Source organism: Sorangium sp. So ce448 (assembly GCF_051520915.1).
GTDB lineage: Bacteria > Myxococcota_A > Polyangia > Polyangiales > Polyangiaceae > Sorangium > Sorangium cellulosum_B.
Genome location: NZ_CP150343.1, coordinates 11,115,069 through 11,132,886 on the forward strand (window position 1 = coordinate 11,115,069; position 17,818 = coordinate 11,132,886).

The following is a 17,818-nucleotide window of genomic DNA, read 5'->3' on the forward strand; positions in this document are numbered from 1 at the left end:
TGCTGGAGGCCGGATACCACGTGGAACCGACCGTGATAATTGTCGCACTTGACGCGTCGGAAATATAGGGAATACCATCGGATATGTCGCAACGAGTCGAGCGCCTTGCGGCGGCCATCGACGTACACGCCGAGAACGTCGCCAAATTCAAACGTGGTGAGCTGACCCCCGACCAGTTCCGTCCTCTACGGCTGGCCATGGGTGTCTACGCGCAGCTCGCGCACGTGAAGCACATGCAGCGGATCAAGATTCCCGGAGGACAGCTAACGGCTGCGCAGCTGGAAGCCCTCGCGGAAGTCACGGAGCGGTGGGGTCGCGGGCTAGCGCACGTCACGACCCGCCAGGACATCCAGCTCCACTACCTGGAGATCGAGGAGACGATCGACCTGCAGCGCGTGCTCGCGCGCGCGGGGGTGACGACGGTCGGCGCGTGCGCGGACACGCTGCGCAACATCACCGCGTCCCACCTCGCTGGCGTGGTCGAGGACGAGGTGTTCGACGTGACGCCCTATGCGCACGCGGTCACCGAGCACTTCCTCTTCCACGAGCACAACCGGCGGCTGCCGCGGAAGTTCAAGGTCGCCTTCTCGGGGAGCGCGCGCGATCACGCGCAGATCATGATCAACGACGTCGGTCTCCTCGCGAAGATCGGCGACCGCGGGCGCGGCTTCGCGGTCTACGTGGCCGGCTCGCTCGGCTCGACGCCCGAGATCGCGCACCTCTGGAAGGAGTTCATCCCGGAGTCCGATCTGCTGCCGGTGTGCGAGGCCGTGGTGAGCGTGTTCCACCGGGACGGAGAGCGGAAGAACCGGAAGAAGGCGCGCCTCAAGTTCCTGCTGCGCAAGATCGGCGAGGCGGAGTTCCTGCGCAGGATCGACGAGGAGTTCGCTCGCATCAAGGCGGAGCGCGGCGACGCGCTCGCGGCCGAGCTGGCGGAGCAGGTGGCCGGGTACCGGGAGAGCGCTCCGCCACCGCTCACGCCGCTGCGGGAGACGCTCGGCGACGGCGCGTTCGCGCGCTGGAAGCGGACCAACACGATCGCGCAGACGCAGACGGGCTACCGGGTGGCGACGGTCAAGCTGCCGCTCGGCGACATCACGAGCGAGCAGCTGAGGCGCCTGGCCGACCTCTCGCGGCGCTACGGCAACGGCGAGGTGCGGGCGACGAACACCCAGAACTTCGTGCTGCGCTGGGTGCCGGAGGGGCAGCTGCTCAACCTGCACCGCGAGCTCTCACAGATCGGCCTCGCCGAGGCGGACTCGGGGCACATCACCGACGTGGTGACCTGCCCGGGCGGCGATTACTGCACGCTCGCCATCACGAAGAGCATGGAGGTCGGCGCGCGCATCCGGGATCACCTGGTGCCGAACGGCAGCCGCCAGGAGGCCGACGACTTCGTCAGCGCGCTCGGCGAGTTCGACATCAAGATCTCGGGGTGCCCGAACTCGTGCGGTCAGCACCACGTCGCGGACATCGGGATGACGGGCCTGATGGTGAAGGGCAAGGACGGCGTCGAGCGCCCGCACTACTCGCTCCGCGTGGGCGGCGGCTGCGGCCCGAACGCCCGCATCGGCGAGCGCCTCGACGGCCGCATCCCCGAGGAGGAGACGCCCAAGGTCATCGCCGCGATCGCGCGCTTCTACATGGCCGGCCGCGCCGAGGGCGAGAGCTTCCGCGACTTCGTCACGCGCAAGGGCGTGCAGGAGATCACCCGCGCCGGCTTCGCGGCCGCCGAGGGCGCCCTCTGACCGAGCCCCCGTCGTCCCGCGCCCCGCTCAGCTGCGGCGGCGCGGGATGAGGGGGGGATCGCCTGCGAACGGGTTCATCGACAGCGCGGCCAGCACGCCGGCCGCGCCCGCCTTCACCTTCTCCATCCCCGGAGCGACCGGCGCGAGCTCCTCGCGCTCCTCCAGGAGCTCGGGGGGGATCTCGAGCATGAACCGGCTCGGCGTCCTCGGCACCATCTTGCCGCGCGAGCCGCGGTGCTTCGCCCGCGTGAGGTAGAGCCGATCGCGGGCCCGCGTGACCGCGACGTAGAAGAGCCGCCGCTCCTCCTCGATGCTGTGGCCGCCCGTGTCGCCGCCCTCCGCGCCGCTCGGCGCGGCGTCCGTGGCGCGCTCGTCGAGGCTGCGCTGGTGAGGCATCAGCCCCTCTTCCAGGCCGATCACGAACACGTACGGGAACTCGAGCCCCTTCGCGCCGTGCATCGTGGTGAGCGTCACCCGATCGGTGGCCTCCTCTTCCTCCGAGTCCTGCCGCAGGGCGAGCAGCCGCAGGAACTCGGCGAAGCTCGCGCGGTCCCCCTTCCCCTTCTCGTCGCGGCGCGCGAAGACGTTGAGCAGGCCCTCGATGTTGCCCCAGCGGCGCGCCGCGGCGTTGGCCGTGGACGAGCCGGCCATGATGTCTTCCTTGAAGCCGGCGTCGGCGAGGAGCGCGCGGGCGACCTCCGCGGAGGGCTCGCCGCGCTCGAACCGCGCGCGCGTGGCCTCGATGATCCGGAGCAGCTGGCGGCAGCCCTCGATGGCGGCGGTGGTCAGCTCGTGGACGGCGTGCGGCCGCGACACCGCCGTCCAGAGCGACGCGTCGTGCGCCGTCGCGTAGGCGCCGAGCTTGGCCACCGCGACGTCGCCGATGCCCCGCGCCGGGTAGTTCAGGATGCGCCGGAGGCACATCTCGTCGCCCGGGTTGAGCGCGACGCGGAGGTAGGCGATGAGGTCCTTGACCTCCTTGCGCTCGAAGAACTGCTGGCCGCCGATCATCCGGATCGGGATCTGCCGCTCCTTGAGGGCCGACTCGATCGCGGCCGCCTGGAGGTTCGAGCGGTACAGCACGGCGATGTCCTTCGGCCGCGCGGCCTCCCGCTCCAGGAGGCGCTGCGCCTCCGTGGCCACGAAGCTCGCCTCGACGTCGGGGTCCACGCAGATGATGGACCGCACCTTGTCGCCCTCCACCCGGGTGGCGATGAGCGACTTCTTGTGCCGCCGGGCGCCGGACTTGGCGAGCACCGCGTTCGCGACGTCGAGGATCGGCTTGCGGGAGCGGTAGTTGTGCTCGAGCTTGACGACCTTCGCGCCCGAGAAGTGCTCCTCGAAATCGAGGATGTTGCGCACGTCGGCGCCGCGCCAGGCGTAGATCGACTGGTCGTCGTCGCCGACGACCACCACGTTGCGGTGCTCGCCGCAGAGCAGGCGCAGGAGCTCCAGCTGGGCGCGGTTCGTGTCCTGGTACTCGTCGACGATCACGAAGCGGTAGCGCATCCGCCAGCGCTCGAGGACGTCGGCGCGCGCCTGCCAGAGGCGGACCACCTCGCAGATGAGATCGTCGAAGTCGAACGCCTGGAACGAGCGCAGCGCCGCCATGTAGCGCGGGTACACGAGCATCGAGATCTCGTCGTACTCGTCGATTCCCTTGCTCTGCCGCTGCGCCTCGGCCCAGGTCTCGGCGTCGAGGAACGCGTTCTTGGCGTTCGAGATGCGCGAGAGGATCGCGCTGACGTCGTAGCTCTTGCCGGCGCGGAGCTCGCGGAGGATCTCGCGGATGACGCCGAGGGCGTCGGACTGGTCGAAGATGGCGAAGGAGCCGCCGCGCAGGCCGAGGGCGCGGGTCTCCGCGCCGAGGACGTCGAGCCCGAAGCGGTGGAAGGTGCAGACCTTGAGCTCGCGCGCGACCTTGGAGCCGACGAGCTTGCCGACGCGCTCGTGCATCTCGGCGGCGGCCTTGTTGGTGAAGGTCATCGCCAGCATGGAGCGCGCCGGGATGCCGCGATCGAGGAGGCGGGCGATCCGCGTGGTCACCACACGCGTCTTGCCGGAACCTGCGCCTGCGAGCACCAGCATTGGCCCGAGCTCGTGCTCGACGGCCGCACGTTGAGACGGGTTCAATAAGTCCGACACCGTGCCGTGGCCTAGCCCGGCGCGCGGCGGAGCGGGAGCTTGATTTTGTCGGAGCGCGGAGGAGGCGCGAGATGCCCGATGGAAAGGCTCAGATGCCGGGCGGCGTGGCGAACTGCCCAGGGAACGGGTTCGCCTCCCGGCGGCGCTGGACCTCGTCGAACGTCCAGGGCGTCGTCCCGCGCTCGTTGAAGAGGGCCACGCCGATCACGCCGACGTTCCTCGTGTCGCCGTGCTTCTGGTTCGCATAGGAGCCGCGGACCGAGCCGAAGCGGAACGCGGCGACCGTGTCCACGGACTGGCGGAAGCCGTCGATCTCGAGCTCGCCGTGGGGATCGATCAGGTAACCGCGCTTGCTGAACGTCGCGGCCTGACCGTCCATGACGTCGAGGCCGTCGACGGAGACGACGCACTCGATCCGGGTCGGCGTGAGGTTGCGCAGCACGATGCTGTAGCGCTGGCCGGCCTCGCCGATGACGTGGCTCTTCTCGCCGGCGACGAAGCCGCTCAGGAAGCCGCCGCCCTCGCCGCGGAGCCCGACCGCGACAGCGCCGCCTGCCAAGGTGAACGCCTGCGGCGACGTGCGGCGGAAGCCGGACGCGCTCGCCATGGCGCGGGCGCCCTCGGCGTCGTTGTAGAACAGGCTCGCGACAACGAAGGGGCGGTTGACGTCGGCCCGGACGAACGGCGCGGTCGAGATGCGCGACACGCGCGTCTCACCCCACTCGGTGCCGAGGCCCGGGCGATCGATGGGCTCCGGCGCGACCTGGCTGCTCGGCGCCTTGCGCGCCGCCCCCTCGGCGCGCGAGGCGCCGCCCGTGGCGGAGGGCCGCTCGATCTCGGCCGAAGGCGCCGCGGGCGAGGCGTCGGGCGACGGCGGCGCGGCGGGCGCGCCCGGCTCGTCGAACGCGGCGCCGTCCTGGAACCCCTGTGCGCCGGAGGGCTCGGGGGCGCCCGTGATCGCGCGTCCCCCCTTTGCCGTGGAATCCGCCGGCCGGGCGGCTGTGCTGCCGCCGCAGCCGGCGGTGCCCGCGAGGAGCGATATCGCCAAACAAGCCAGCCCGATCCGTCGCATCCGGTTCATGGTCCCTCCACTCCGCATTTGCGGTGTCGACCAGAGAACGGGCGCGACGAGGCTACCTTACAGCCGAGCGCGCCTGCGCCCCGGCGTGCGCGGACGGCGGCGCGGGCGCGGCGTGCTCGCTCGCCGCGATCCAGCGCTGCGCCAGCGCGAGCCCGAGCGCGGCCAACGCGACGGCGAGCGCGCAGGCGGCGAGCGCGCAGGCGCGCGACGCCGCACGGGCGACGGGCCGCGCCGGAGGTGAGCGCCGCGTCGAGCGCGCCCTGGGGCGGCGCGAGAGGCGCGCGGCGCCGGCCGACGCGGCGAGCAGCGGTCGGCGCTGCGCCTCGGCGGATGCCTCGCCGCACGCGGGCGTGCAGGCCGCGACGGCGTCGGCCGCGGTCGGGGTGAGCGCGGTCGCGCTGACCACCGGCCCGGCGCTCGACTGCGATCCGTCATGCAACCGGACGTGCACTCGGCGCACAGCGGCTTCCATGTCGGCGGCCGTCTGGAAGCGATGCTCGGGCGCCTTCGCGATCGCGCGCAGGATCAGCCGCTCGAGCGCCGCCGGGATCGGCTGCGGCGCGAAGCGCGAGGGAGGAGGAGGCTCCCGCTCGCAGTGAGCGATGCGGAGCGCGTCACCCCGGCCGCGCAGCTCGTCGAAGGGGCCTCGCCCGGCGACGAGCTCGTAGAGGACGAGGCCCATCGCATAGATGTCCGCGCGCGGATCGATCGGCTGGGCGGCGCACTGCTCGGGCGCCATCGTCCTGGGTGTGCCGATGACGGCGTCCGGGGCGGTCAGCGAGGCGCTGGCGTGGAGGAGCTTCGCGACGCCGAAGTCGAGGACCTTGAGCGTGCCGTCGTCGCAGAGGAACAGGTTCTCGAGCTTGAGATCGCGGTGGACGATGCCCGCCGCGTGCGCGAGCGACAGCGCGGACAGGGCCTGCAGGACCAGGTCGAGCGCGGTCGGGACCGCGACCACGCCGAGGCGCGCGAGCTCGGTCCGGAGATCGTGCCCTTCGAGGAGCTCCATGGCGAAGTAGGGGCGACCACCGTCGGTCACACCGAGGTCGAACACGTCGGGGAGACCCGGGTGACGCAGGCGGGCGATCGAGCGCGCCTCGGCGCGCAGGCGCGCCGAGAGATCGCTGCGGCCGGCGTGGCTGCGGTGCAGCACCTTCACCGCGAACCGGCGGCCGAGCGCCCGGTGCTCGACCTCGTACACCTCGCCCATGCCGCCCTGACCGAGCAGGCGCAGCACGACATACGGTGTGCCGGGGAGCGGCTCCCCCTCACCCGGCGCGCGGAGCGGCCACGCGCCTTCGGACGGCTCGCCCTCGCCTCTCGCGCGGAGCGATCGCGCGAGAGGCGCCCTCGGCGCGAGCGACACCCCGCGCGCGTAGAGCAGCGTGCGCGCCCCGGAGCACTCGGCGGACGCGCCGCTCATCGCGCCGCTCCGACCGCGAGGTGCGCCCGCGCGCTGCGCTCGCCGTCCGGCGGCGCGGCGCGCCCCGCTCCGCCGTGAGCCGGCGTCTCCCTGCCCCCGCCTTCGCCCAGCGCCTCCGCGAGCGCGGCGGCCATCGCGTCCGCCGTCTGCCAGCGGAGCCCCGGATCCTTCTCGAGCGCGCGCGCGACGGCATGATCGAGCGCCGGAGGCACCCAGAGGAGCGAGCGGAGCCGCGGCGCCGGTGTGTTGAGGTGCGCCCGCATCACCGCCATCGAGTCGACCACCGGAAACGGACCGCGCCCGGTGATCGCCTCGAAGAGCAGGAGGCCCACCGCGTACACGTCCGTGCGAGCGTCGACCTCCTCGCCGCGGATCTGCTCGGGCGACAGGTAGCGCGGCGTGCCGAGGACGTTCGAGCCCGTCGACGGCTCCAGCCCCTCGCGGCTCACCTTCGCGATGCCGAAGTCGATGAGCACGGCGTGCTCGGCCTCGGGCACACCGGGCGCGCTCTCCAGATCGGCGACGCCTTGCTCGGCGCAGCTCGCTTGCGCGAGGAAGACGTTCGCCGGCTTGATGTCGCGGTGGACGATGCCAGCGCGGTGCGTCGCCGCGAGCCCGCCGAGCACCTGGATGGCGATGTGCACGGCGGTGGGCGTCGCGAGCGGTCCGCGCGCGTCGAGCCGCTCGCGCATCGTCTCGCCGAAGAGGCGCGGCATGACGAGGAAGGGCCGGCCGTCGCTCGTCACGCCCACCTCCTCGACCTTCACGATGTGGGGATGGCTCAGCGTCGAGAGAGCGCGCCCCTCCTGGACGAGGCGCGCTCCGATCTCGCTCGACCCCTCGTGCATGGCGCGGAGCAGCTTGAGCGCGCGCAGCTGGCCGCGGCGCCCGGTCACCTCGAAGACCTCCGAACACGAGCCTGCCCCGATCCGACGGAGCACACGGTAGGAAGTCCCCGGCAGCGGCTGTCCGTCTTTCTTTTGCACCATGTCCGTCGACCTCCCTCGCGGGGGCGCGCGGCGGAGCGCCGGCGCCTTCGTTCGGGAAGGGAATCGTCGCTCTCGTGGCAGAAGTTGCGCGAACAAACCGCTCAGATCATCAAAAAACGCGCAATCAACGGATGTGCAGTGGGACGCGCTGCGAGCCGTTCAGCGCTGTACAAGGGGCGCGCGGCCTTCGCTCAGTGATAGAGGAACCACCGGACGCCCGGCTTGATCTCCATATGGTAATGGTCGACGTGCGCCGCATTGAAATTGGGCGTCAGCACGTAGGTAAAAATCCCGAGATCCGCCGCTTCGCACACGATGGACCGGAGCTCGCGCGCCTCGGGCAGCTCGGGCTGGGTCGCCCCCTCACCGCAGGTCTTGTCCCCGATGCGGCCGTGGAAGTGGCGCGCGACGCTGATCCAGGTGCCGTCGCGCTTCTTGAGGGCACCGACGTCGATGGCCAGGCCGGCGGGGTGCCGCGTGCCCGGCGGAGCCCACGTGCCGCGGGGCTTCTGCGCTGCATCGCTGCGCAGCGCGACGTCGCCACGGTGCTTGACCGGAGACGTTGTCGCCCGGGTCGGCCCCGCGGCTTTGCGCCGAGCAGCGCGGCGCGCTCCGACCTTGCCCGTGGCCTTCTTGGCCGGCCCGCTGCGCGCCGCGCTCGTCCGCGTCTGCTGGCCAGGAGCCTTCGAAGCGGCGCCTGGATCGGCTTTCAAGGCGGCCTTCTCCTTCGGCGCGGCCTCCGCTGCGGCCTTCTCCTTCGGCGCAGCCCCCGCTGCGGCCCTCGCCTTCGGCGCGGCCTCCGCTGCGGCCCTCGCCTTCGGCGCGGCCTCCGCGGCCCCCTTCTCCTTCGGCGCGACCTCCGCGGCCCCCTTCTCCTTCAGGCGTCGCGGCCGCTCCTCAGGTGCCTTGGACGTCCCATCGAGCGCGCCCTTCTTGCCGAGCTCCACCGGCGGCGCAGGCTCGACCGGCGGGGCCTGCCTCGTCGATTCCTCGCGGGCAGCGCCGTCCGCGGCCTCTGCCTGTTGCACCGCGCTGTCAGCGGCCTTGGCATGAGCGATCGGGTGCCCGTGCTCTCCGTCGCCGTCCACACCCTCGCGGCCGCGCATCGGCACGTTGGGTCGATACATCGTGTAATGGACGACCTCGTCGATATCGTGCCTCGAGAGCACGGCCGCGAAATCGTCGAGGGCGAGCGCGAGGCGCGCGTCCAGGATCTCGAACATGCTCGTCACGCGCTGCTCGGGCGGGAGCACCGAATGAAAGTTCACGCCGTTCAGCCGACCCGTGAGCCGGATCGGAGCGCGCACCCCGGGCGCGTTGTCGACCTTGAGGTACAGGATCTTCCGGCGATCCAGCTCCGCCAGCGCTTCCTCGTTCGTCATGTTGGCGTAGCGGTACGCCGGAGACGCCTCGGCGACGCTCGCCGCCGGCGTCATGAGGAACGGCGACGCGGCCGACGCGGGCGCCGGACCGAGCGTCGCGACGGACGCCAGCAGCGCGCAGGCCAACGGCTTCATCAGACAGCGAAGTCGGGAAAACGCCACAGCGGCCGCACTCTAACGTGGCCGGGCTGGAAGGCTAGAAAATGGGCGGTGGCTGGACCCGTGTGCAGCACCTGAATCGCGCCGCCCCGAGCGCTGACCATCGCGGAGGGACATCGTGGCGGCTAGGCTGAGCGCGCGCGGCCGCGACCCCGGGTCGCCGCGATCCCCGCGTAAGCCCCCGCACCGCGCGCTCCCCTCCGCGACGAACACGCCTTGCAGCCGCCCACACCCATCGAACCGAGCCGAGACGCCCGCGCACCTGCCGGCGACGAGACACCTGGCGCGCCGGCAGACGCGAACGCCGCGCATGCGAGCGCCGGTGAGCGCGAGCGCCCGCGGCCGCCCGAGCCGACCGCGGCGCGCGCGCTCCTCGCCGCTGGCATCACGACCGCCGCCGTGACGGCGGTGTCCTACGCCGCGCCGAAGAGCTACGCCGGCACGCTCGTCGGCCTCACGTTCTTCGCGGCGACGTCCTGGCTCGTGCTGAGGTACGACGAGTCGACGATCCGCGCCCACGGCCTGTCCCTCGGGGGGCTCCTGGAGCCCGTGCCGCTGTCGGCGAGGCGACTCGCCCGCGCCGCGCTCCACGCCGTCGCCTGGGCGACGCTGGTCGCCGCGATCGTCTTCCCGCTCTTCTGGCTGGGCTACCGGCTGTACTGGGGCGCGACCTCGCCGTTCGTGCTGCGCCCGCCGCCCTCGCTCGCCGACGAGATCGCCGCGCAGCTGCTCGTGGTCGCGCTGCCCGAGGAGGCGTTCTTCCGGGGCTACCTCCAGAGCGCCCTCGACCGCGTCTTCCCGCCGCGATTCCGCGTCGCCGGCGCGACGCTCGGCCCGGCGTGGCTCCTCTCGTCGGCGATCTTCGCGATCGGCCACGTGCTCACGATCCAGCACCCGGCCCGGCTCGCCGTCTTCTTCCCCGCGCTCCTCTTCGGATGGCTGCGGGCGCGCACCGGCGGCATCGGGGCGCCGCTCGTGTTCCACGCGGCGTGCAACCTCCTCTCCCTCACCCTCGCCCGCGGCTACGGCCTGTCGCCGTGAGCGCCTCGCTCTAGGGCGCGGGCCGCGCCTCTCGCGGCGCTCCGGCGCGCCGCCGCGTCACACAGGCGGTCGCGACGTCGGAGGCGGTCGCGAGGCCGGCGGCGGTCGCGACGTCAGCGAGGGTGGCGGCTGCGACGTGTGCGGGCCCAGCGGGAGGCCCGAGCTGGAGATGCCCGCGCGCGTGTCGACCGCCCAGAGGACGATCGCGGCGACGACCGGGCCGATGAAGATCCCCGCCGCACCGAACAGCTCGAGCCCGCCGAAGATGGCGAGGAGCGCGATGAGCGGGTGCATCCCGCCGTGCGAGCTCTGGACCCACGGCCGGATCACGTTGTCCGAGAGCCCGATGAGGACCGCCGCGGCACACATGCCGACGCCCGCCCCGATGCGCCCGACGACGAACAGGTAGATGGCCGCCCCCAGCGTGACCGGCGTGGTGCCGATCATGGGGACGAGCGAGAGCAGCGTGGCCAGGAGGCCGAACAGGAACGCGCCCGGCACCTTGCAGGCAAACAGCGCGATCGTCGTCAGCGTCCCCTGGACGGCCGCCGTCGCGAGCAGGCCGAGGACGGCGCCGTGCACCGTGTCCTGGATCGACGCGAAGAGGACGTCCGTCTCCTCGTTTCTGAACGGCGACTGCGTGAGCAGCCAGCGCAGCAGCAGGCCCCCGTCGCGGAGCAGGTAGTAGAGCCCGACGACGAACAGGAAGGCGTCGACGATCGTCTGCGGCACCGCGGCGACCATGCCGCCCGCGAAGCCGGCGATCGAGCTGCCCACCCGCTCGAACAGGTTGCTCACGTACGTGCGGACATCGTCCCCGGACAGACCAGCCCTGTTGAGGAGCCCCGTTATCCTCCCGTCGTTCAGGAGGCCTTGGACCCGCTCGATCGTGTTCGACCAATCGCGCGCGAAGAAGCGGCTTATCGAGGCGGAGGCCTCGATGATGATCACCGCGAGCGGGATGCACACGAGGATGATCACGCCCACCGTCGAGATCGCGGGCGCGAACGAGCGGAAGCGGCCGAGTCGAGGCGCGAGGCGGCGCTGGAGCGGGGAGACGAGGAGCGCGACAAGACCGCCGAGCAGGACGGGGACGAGCAGCCCCTTCACCATCCAGAAGAACAGAGCGATGAGCCCCGCCCGGAGGGCGAACGACAGCCATCGATCGGACTGAAAATCTTGCTGCATCGCCGGGTGCGCTCGCTCCTGCGCCGCGCTCAGCGGCCCATCGTGGGTCAAGGTAGGGTGGGCCTCCGGCAACCACCAGCGATTTCCGCGTTGCGCAAGCGCGGCGCCGCGGTTCCAGGATACAGTCAGGCTCGGCTGACGACCGCGGGGCGCACGGCCGCCTCCACAGCCGCATCAGCTGGAGGGAATGAGATGAGCAACAGCGGAGGCGGAGTTCCGCCCGGAGGCGGAGGCTGGGGCAACGCAGGCGGCGGCTGGGGGTCGAGCCCGCCCGGAGGCCAGGGCGCGACGCCGGGCGGCGGCGGCTGGGGATCGGGCCCGCCCGGCGGCCAGGGCGTGGCGCCGGGCGGCGGTGGCGGCGCGTCCTCGGCGGGCGGATACCCACCGCCAGGCGGAGGATACCCGCCGCCTGGCGCAGGATGGGGCGCGCCCCCCGGCGGCTATGGCGCGCCTCCCGGAGGCGGCTGGGGCCCGCCGCCGGCTCACGGCGGCGGACCGCCTCACGGCGCCCCGGCGCAGGCCTATTCCGACAAGGACCAGGCGACAGCCTTCATGCTCGCCGTGTTTCTCGGGACCTTCGGCGTCGATCGCTTCTACCTGGGCCAGACGGGGCTCGGGCTCCTCAAGCTGTTCACGTGTGGTGGACTCGGCTTCTGGAGCCTCATCGACACGATCCTGATCGGCACCGGATCGATGCGAGACGCCCAGGGGCTCGTGCTCAGGCGCGACGCGCCCGTCGGTCACCCGACCAAGAGCCAGTCCACGCTGTTCTTGCTCTCCTATTTCCTCGGCTACTTTGGCGTAGATCGCTTTTATCTGGGACAGACCGGGCTCGGCATTGCGAAGCTCTTGACGTGCGGCGGGCTCGGCATCTGGTCGCTGATCGACATCCTCATGATCGGCATGGGCCGCTTCCGGGACGCAGAGGGCAACTCGCTGCGGTTCGAGCGCTGATCGAGGGGCACGCCAGGTCAGGAGGAGAGCGAGCGGGCCAGCGCTGCCTGGCCTCGCTGGCCGTCACGGCGTAGCGCCCGGCGGCGGGGCTACTCCAGCGCGAGCATCCGCACGGAGCGAGGCACGAGCCGCACCTCGAGCGCCCCGCGCCGCGCCTCGAAGTGCGCGTCGTCCAGCACATCGCGCGCGCGCTGCGCGCTCACGGTGACGCGCGCCACCACGTCCGCGTCTCCGGGGTTCAGCAAGAAGAGCACCCGCGGCGTGCCCGACGCATCCTCGTGCAGGGTCGCAAAGACGCTGTCGGGATCACACGCGAAGGCCGGCAGGCCGAGCGCGTCGATGGCGCGAGACACCGCGGCGTCGGCCGCGGCGGGGTCGTCCTGGAGGAGCGCCGGCAGGTTCTGTCCGGGGGCGAGGAGCCGCTTCAGATCGTAGGGCTGCGGGAGCTGGCGGAAGGCGCCGTCGAAGGTGGGCTCGCGGGGGCCGAGCGTGATCAGCGTCCCCTGCCTGGACGTCGCCTCGAGCCACGCGAACAGCTCCGGGCTCAGGCCGCCCGAGGTGGCGCAGATGACCCAGCGCGCCCCGACGAGCGAGATGTCGCGATCCTCGCCGCCGACGTGGGCGTAGGGGACGCCGCGCGCGTCGAGCGCCTCCTCGAACGCACGCACGAACGTGTCGGACTCCACCGCGAGCGGGTAACCGAGCCCGAGGTCGTCCTCGAGGCAGCGATCGCGGGCGCCGAAGTTCATGATCGAGAAGAACGCCCCGGTGAGCGGGCCGAAGGCATGCATCACGCGGGAGAGCCGGCGCTCCGTGCGCGGCGTGACGATGCGCACCGGCGTCGGGCGGCGGAGCTCGTGGAACCTCGTCGCCTCGAGGGCCGCGGAGAGCTTGCGCCAGAAGGCGGCGAAGGGGCGAGGGCGGCCGCGCGGATCGATCGGCGCGCCGATCCAGCGGTCGCGCTCGACCGCCATGTAGATGTTGTACCCGCGCAGCCCGTACGCGAGCGCGGCCATCATCACGAACACGCTGTCGCGCTCCTCGAGCGGGGGGAAGAACGGCGGGAAGCCGGCGCCCATCTCGCACGCGAAGGGCGGCAGCGAGAGCGCCTCGCAGCGCACGGCGAGCTCGCTCGTCCGGCGGGCGATGATCTGCCGGCTGCTCGGGCTCGCGACGCTGTAGTAGTCGAGGCCGACGAGGTCGACGACGCGCGAGATGCGCGCCGGGTTGAGCGGCGTCGCGTCCTGTCCCATCGGGAAATTGTGCATCGTGGGCAGGCCATCGACGCCCGCCGCCGAGAGCGCCTTCGCGAAGCGCCCCATGGCGGTCTCGAGGAGGTGCTCGTGGAACTCGCTCCAGTCGAGGTGGCGCGCGAGATCGGCCGGCGTCTCGGCGTCGAACGCGACCGGCGGCGTGATCGTGGCGAACCGCAGGTCGCCCTCCTCGGCCTGCGCGCGCTCGCGGACGATCGCGCGCACGAGCGCAGCGCCGGCGTCCTCGGCCGCGTCGCCCTCCGGCGCGGGCTCCACCCTCTTCGTCGCGTAGGCGCGCTGGAGCGCCTCGATCGTCCGGTACTTCTCGCGCAAGAAGTCGCGGTAGAGGGAGATCGCGTCCGGGTGGTAGTCCTGGTCGTACGCCCCGTCGCGGAAGTAGAGCGCGCCCTCGTTGTCGATCTGCAAGAGCACGATGGGCCCGTCCGGGTAGAGGTGCGGCTTCAGGACCGGGGCGAGCGCGTTGAAATAGCGGGCGACCTCGTCGTGGAATGCGTTGCTCGCGTAGCTCGGGACCGGGAACCCGTACGGCAACATCGGGAGCACGACCGGGTTGTTCCGCGCCGAGCGGGCCTGGCAGCTCGGGTCCCAGATGACGCGCTCGGGGATGCCGAAGCAGGTGAGCTCCGCGTTGATGTGCGGGCCCGGGCGGGCGATGACGTGAAAGCCGAGCTCGTGCGCGAGGCGGAGAAAGGCGCCGACGTCGCGGCGCGGATCGAGCCGGCCGAAATCGAACTGCCCCGGGCCGGTCTCGTGAACGGCCCACGGCACATAGATGTCGATCAGGTGAACGCCGAGCGACCGCGTGGCCTCGAGGCAGGCGCGCCAGTGCTGCGGGTCGAGCCGCCAGTAGTGCACGCTGCCGGCGTACAGCGGGACCAGCTTGCCGCCGATGTCCAGGCCGCCCGGGACAAGGCGTACCCCCCGCGCGAAACGTTCCTCTGGAGAGCCCGCGTCCTGGGTCGTGGCCACGCGCGCGCACACTAGCAAGGATCGCGGGGAGATCGATACCGCCGCGTTCGGCCCGGCGCGCGCTGGATGGGACGACGTCGGTCCTTGACTCAGCGCTCAGCGCTCAGCGCAGGATCGCCACCGAGCGCGCCACGAAGTCGTAAACGGGGCCCCAGTAGACCCCGAGCAGCACGGTCGGAACCGCGAGCGCGCACGTCGTCGCGCCGAGCAGCGGCCGCACCGGCGTGGGCTCGATGCGATCGCTCCTGTCGAGATACATCGTGCGGAGGAGGCGCGCGTAATAGAAGAGCGAGATCACGCTGTTCAGCACGCCGACGACAGCGATGACCCAGCTCCACGCGCCCCCGGCGGCGAGCAGCGCCGAGAAGAGGTAGAATTTCCCGATGAAGCCCGCCATCGGGGGCAGGCCGGTGAGCGAGACGAGGAACACGGCCATCGCCGCGGCGACGAGCGGGGCGCGGCGCCCGAGCCCGCGGAAGGCGGCGAACGTCTCGTCTCCGCCGCTCTCCTCGGCCACGGCCATCACCACCATGAACGCGCCGAGGTTCATGAAGCAGTAGGTGACGATGTAGAAGGCGATCGCAGCGACGCCGGCGCCGCTGAACACCGAGAAGCCGAGCAGCATGTACCCCGCGTGCGCGATGCTCGAGTAGGCGAGCATGCGCTTCACGTTCTCCTGCTCGAGCGCCGACAGGTTGCCGACGGTCATGGTCGCCATCGCGAGGCACCCGAAGAGCACGGGCCACGGCGTCGCGACGCCGGGCGGCGCGCTCCCGGCGCCGAGCGCGTCCGAGAAGAAGCGGATCAGCACCGCGAAGCCGGCCGCCTTCGGCCCCACCGAGAGGAACGCGGTCACCGGGGTCGGCGCGCCCTCGTACACGTCGGGCGTCCACATGTGGAACGGGGCGGCGCTGATCTTGTAGCCGAAGCCCGCGAGCATGAAGGCCGTGCCGACGAACACGACCTCCGGCACCTTGCCCTGCTGCGCCGTGAGCGCGGCGATCCGCGCCGCGCACTCGTCGAGCCGCATCGACGCGGTGATGCCGAAGATCCAGCTCATCCCGTAGAGCATGATCCCCGACGCGACGCCGCCGAAGATGACGTACTTCAGCGCCGCCTCGCTCGATTTCGCGTCGTTGATCTTGAAGCCCGCCAGCACGAAGCTGATGACGCTGACGAGCTCGATCGACAGGTAAATGAGCAGCAGGTGGCGGCTCGCCGCCATCAGGTTCATGCCCAGCGAGAGCACGAGGATCAGCGTGAAGAGCTCGCCCGAGTCGCGGCGGAGCTCGGGCTCGATCCCCGGGGACCGCGGGGGCACCAAGAAGAGGACGATCGCCCCGGTGACGAGCGCGAAGATCACGCGGAAGAGGTTCGAGAAGCGATCGAACGCGAGCAGCCCGTGGAAGAGCGCGCGGGGGGCGGCGTCCGTCGCCAGGAAGTACGCGCCCAGCCCGCCCGAGCAGGCGAGCGCCGCGAGGCTGAGGATCACGAGGCCGGCGAGCTTGAGGCGCGCCGGGGACGCGAGGTCCCACACGACGAGCAGCAGGGCCGCCGCGATGAGGACGAGCTCCGGCGCGAAGTAGGCGAGGCTCGCCACGTTGTCGAGGGTGCGGGGTTCCACGGCTTACCTGGCGCTGGCGAGGGCGCCCCGGCCCGGCGAGGCGCCCTCCTCCGGGGCGCCCGCGCGGGCGTGCGCGGCGCCGCCCACGCTGTCTGCGCTCGGCGCGCCGGCGATCTGGGACTGCCCCGGCCTGTCGACGAGGCGGTGCACGTCGAGGGCCCCGCGATCGATGAGGCTGAGCAGCGGGCGCGGCCAGAAGCCGAGGACGAGGACCAGCGCCGCGAGCGGCGCGATCGACGCGAGCTCTCGCCCGCTGATCTCCGGGAACTTCCCGCCGAACGGCTCGAGGTACTTGCTCTGCCGCCACGACGCGCGGAACGTGCCGAGGAACATCCGCTGGAGGGCCCAGAGGTGGTAGGCCGCGGTGAGGATGACGCCGATGGCGGCGAGGATCGTGAGGGCGCGGTAGCGCGGGAAGGCGCCGATGAACGTCATCGCCTCCCCCCAGAAGCCGGACAGGCCGGGCAGGCCGAGCGACGCCATGAACGCGAAGCCGACGAGCGCCGTGTAGAGCGGCATCTCCGAGGCGAGGCCGCCGAACCTGTCGATGTCGCGCGTGTGCACGCGATCGTAGACCACGCCGACCAGGGTGAAGAGCATCCCGGTGATCAGGCCGTGGTTGAACATCTGGACGAGGCAGGCCTGGATGCCCTGCGGCGTCATCGCGCCGAGCGCCAGCAGCGTGAAGCCCATGTGGCTGACGGAGGAGTAGGCCACGAGCTTCTTCAGGTCGCTCTGCGCCATGGCGCAGAAGGCGCCATAGAGGATGTTGACCACCCCGAACACCGCCATGGCCGGCGCGGCCCACTGCGTCGCCTCGGGCAGCAGGGTGAAGTTGATGCGGAGGATGCCGTAGGTGCCCATCTTGAGGAGCACCCCCGCGAGGATCACGCTGATCGCGGTCGGCGCCTCCACGTGGGCGTCCGGCAGCCAGGTGTGGAACGGGAACATCGGGATCTTGATGGCGAACCCGACGAAGAGCCAGATCCAGACCACCTTCACCGCGGCGACCCCGAGGATCGTGAGCCCCTGCGCCGCCCAGGCGACCCGCGAGAGCTCCGGGATCGAGAAGATGCGCTCGGTGGCCTGGCCGTCGACCAGGTAGGTGTGGCCGGCGTTCAGGTAGAACCAGATGAACGCGAGCAGCATGAAGACGCTGCCGGCCAGCGTGTAGAGGAAGAACTTGATCGCCGCGTACTCGCGCCGCGGTCCGCCCCAGATGCCGATGAGGAAGTACATCGGCAGGAGCATCACCTCCCAGAAGACGAAGAAGAGGAACAGGTCGAGCGCGATGAAGACGCCGAACATCCCCGTGACGAGGAGGTTGTACATCGCGAAGTAGCCCTTGAGCTGGTCGTGGACGCTGTAGCTCGCGAGGGCGCCCACGAACGAGATCAGCGCCGTGAGCAGGACCATCGAGATCGACACGCCGTCGACGCCGACGAAGTACTCGACGTTCAGCGAGCGGATCCACACGCCGTGCTCGATGAACTGGTAGCCGTCGTTCCCGTCGGCCCTGGTGAAGCCCCGGTCGAACTGCGCGTAGAGCCACGCCGCGAGCACGAGGTTCACGCCCATCAGCACGACGGTCATCAGCCGGAGCTTCCTGTCGTCCCGGTAACGCAGGAGGTGCGCGAGGAAGACCGCGACCACGCCGAGCAGCGGCAGGAACGTCAGGATCGAGAGGATGTGGTCGCCGACGAAGCCGAGGCTGCTCCCGCGCTCCGCGTGGATGCCCATCGCGACGGTCCGCGCTACCTCCAGCACGCCGGCCGCCACCGCGTCGGACTCGACGACGACGTGCCCGTAGAGCTCCCGCGCGCGCACGCCCGCGGTCTTCC

General features: G+C 71.5%; 12 protein-coding genes. 3 read left to right on the forward strand and 9 right to left on the reverse strand.

The features are described from left to right. Positions 1 to 83 precede the first annotated feature (83 nt). Entirely contained in the window at positions 84 to 1,748 is a 1,665-nt protein-coding gene (locus WMF45_RS42000) for a nitrite/sulfite reductase (RefSeq protein WP_437711955.1), read from the forward strand. Between the two features lie 27 nt (positions 1,749 to 1,775). On the opposite strand, the gene WMF45_RS42005 is transcribed toward WMF45_RS42000, so the two are convergent. The 5 genes from WMF45_RS42005 to WMF45_RS42025 form a co-directional block, all read right to left on the reverse strand. After that, positions 1,776 to 3,893: an ATP-dependent helicase gene (locus WMF45_RS42005; RefSeq protein ID WP_437711957.1), complete on the reverse strand. Its 2,118-nt coding sequence runs from the start codon at positions 3,891 to 3,893 to the stop codon at positions 1,776 to 1,778. Between the two features lie 88 nt (positions 3,894 to 3,981). Next, positions 3,982 to 4,974 carry a hypothetical protein gene (locus WMF45_RS42010; protein ID WP_437711959.1) on the reverse strand — a complete coding sequence of 331 codons (993 nt, stop codon included), beginning with the start codon at positions 4,972 to 4,974 and terminating at the stop codon, positions 3,982 to 3,984. A gap of 52 nt (positions 4,975 to 5,026) precedes the next feature. Beyond that, on the reverse strand, positions 5,027 to 6,397 hold the full coding sequence (locus tag WMF45_RS42015; RefSeq protein WP_437711961.1) for a serine/threonine-protein kinase: 1,371 nt from the start codon (positions 6,395 to 6,397) through the stop codon (positions 5,027 to 5,029). Beyond that, complete coding sequence (locus WMF45_RS42020; protein WP_437711963.1) at positions 6,394 to 7,386, reverse strand: serine/threonine-protein kinase; 993 nt, start codon at positions 7,384 to 7,386, stop codon at positions 6,394 to 6,396. The genes WMF45_RS42015 and WMF45_RS42020 overlap by 4 nt, the downstream gene beginning before the upstream one ends. Before the next feature lie 191 nt (positions 7,387 to 7,577). Further along, the gene (locus WMF45_RS42025; protein WP_437711965.1) at positions 7,578 to 8,903 is read right to left on the reverse strand and encodes an extensin family protein; all 1,326 of its coding nucleotides are present in this window, start codon (positions 8,901 to 8,903) and stop codon (positions 7,578 to 7,580) included. 240 nt (positions 8,904 to 9,143) lie between these two features. On the opposite strand from WMF45_RS42025, the gene mrtC reads away from it, so the two are divergent. Then, positions 9,144 to 9,968, forward strand: a complete 825-nt coding sequence (gene mrtC / locus WMF45_RS42030) for a myxosortase MrtC (RefSeq protein WP_437711967.1) — start codon at positions 9,144 to 9,146, stop codon at positions 9,966 to 9,968. 57 nt (positions 9,969 to 10,025) lie between these two features. Here mrtC and WMF45_RS42035 read toward each other — a convergent pair whose 3' ends face one another. Continuing rightward, on the reverse strand, positions 10,026 to 11,207 hold the full coding sequence (locus tag WMF45_RS42035; RefSeq protein ID WP_437711969.1) for an AI-2E family transporter: 1,182 nt from the start codon (positions 11,205 to 11,207) through the stop codon (positions 10,026 to 10,028). Between the two features lie 141 nt (positions 11,208 to 11,348). Between WMF45_RS42035 and WMF45_RS42040 the strand changes: the two genes are divergently transcribed. Next, positions 11,349 to 12,110, forward strand: coding sequence for a TM2 domain-containing protein (locus WMF45_RS42040; RefSeq protein WP_437711971.1), 762 nt, complete (start codon positions 11,349 to 11,351; stop codon positions 12,108 to 12,110). Between the two features lie 89 nt (positions 12,111 to 12,199). On the opposite strand, the gene WMF45_RS42045 is transcribed toward WMF45_RS42040, so the two are convergent. From WMF45_RS42045 to WMF45_RS42055, 3 genes are all read right to left on the reverse strand, one after another. Next, the gene (locus WMF45_RS42045) at positions 12,200 to 14,353 is read right to left on the reverse strand and encodes a beta-galactosidase (protein WP_437711972.1); all 2,154 of its coding nucleotides are present in this window, start codon (positions 14,351 to 14,353) and stop codon (positions 12,200 to 12,202) included. 103 nt (positions 14,354 to 14,456) lie between these two features. Continuing rightward, the gene (locus WMF45_RS42050) at positions 14,457 to 15,977 is read right to left on the reverse strand and encodes an NADH-quinone oxidoreductase subunit N (protein ID WP_437711974.1); all 1,521 of its coding nucleotides are present in this window, start codon (positions 15,975 to 15,977) and stop codon (positions 14,457 to 14,459) included. Between the two features lie 3 nt (positions 15,978 to 15,980). Continuing rightward, the gene (locus WMF45_RS42055; RefSeq protein ID WP_437719633.1) at positions 15,981 to 17,717 is read right to left on the reverse strand and encodes a complex I subunit 4 family protein; all 1,737 of its coding nucleotides are present in this window, start codon (positions 17,715 to 17,717) and stop codon (positions 15,981 to 15,983) included. Positions 17,718 to 17,818 lie beyond the last annotated feature (101 nt).

What these genes read in the sequence shown, in the direction of transcription:
- WMF45_RS42000 (WP_437711955.1), top strand. Translation starts at nt 84, where the DNA reads ATGTCGCAACGAGTCGAGCGCCTTGCGGCGGCCATCGACGTACACGCC.
- WMF45_RS42010 (WP_437711959.1), bottom strand. Translation starts at nt 4,974, where the DNA reads ATGAACCGGATGCGACGGATCGGGCTGGCTTGTTTGGCGATATCGCTC.
- WMF45_RS42015 (WP_437711961.1), bottom strand. Translation starts at nt 6,397, where the DNA reads ATGAGCGGCGCGTCCGCCGAGTGCTCCGGGGCGCGCACGCTGCTCTAC.
- WMF45_RS42020 (WP_437711963.1), bottom strand. Translation starts at nt 7,386, where the DNA reads ATGGTGCAAAAGAAAGACGGACAGCCGCTGCCGGGGACTTCCTACCGT.
- WMF45_RS42025 (WP_437711965.1), bottom strand. Translation starts at nt 8,903, where the DNA reads ATGAAGCCGTTGGCCTGCGCGCTGCTGGCGTCCGTCGCGACGCTCGGT.
- WMF45_RS42040 (WP_437711971.1), top strand. Translation starts at nt 11,349, where the DNA reads ATGAGCAACAGCGGAGGCGGAGTTCCGCCCGGAGGCGGAGGCTGGGGC.
- WMF45_RS42055 (WP_437719633.1), bottom strand. Translation starts at nt 17,717, where the DNA reads ATGGGCATCCACGCGGAGCGCGGGAGCAGCCTCGGCTTCGTCGGCGAC.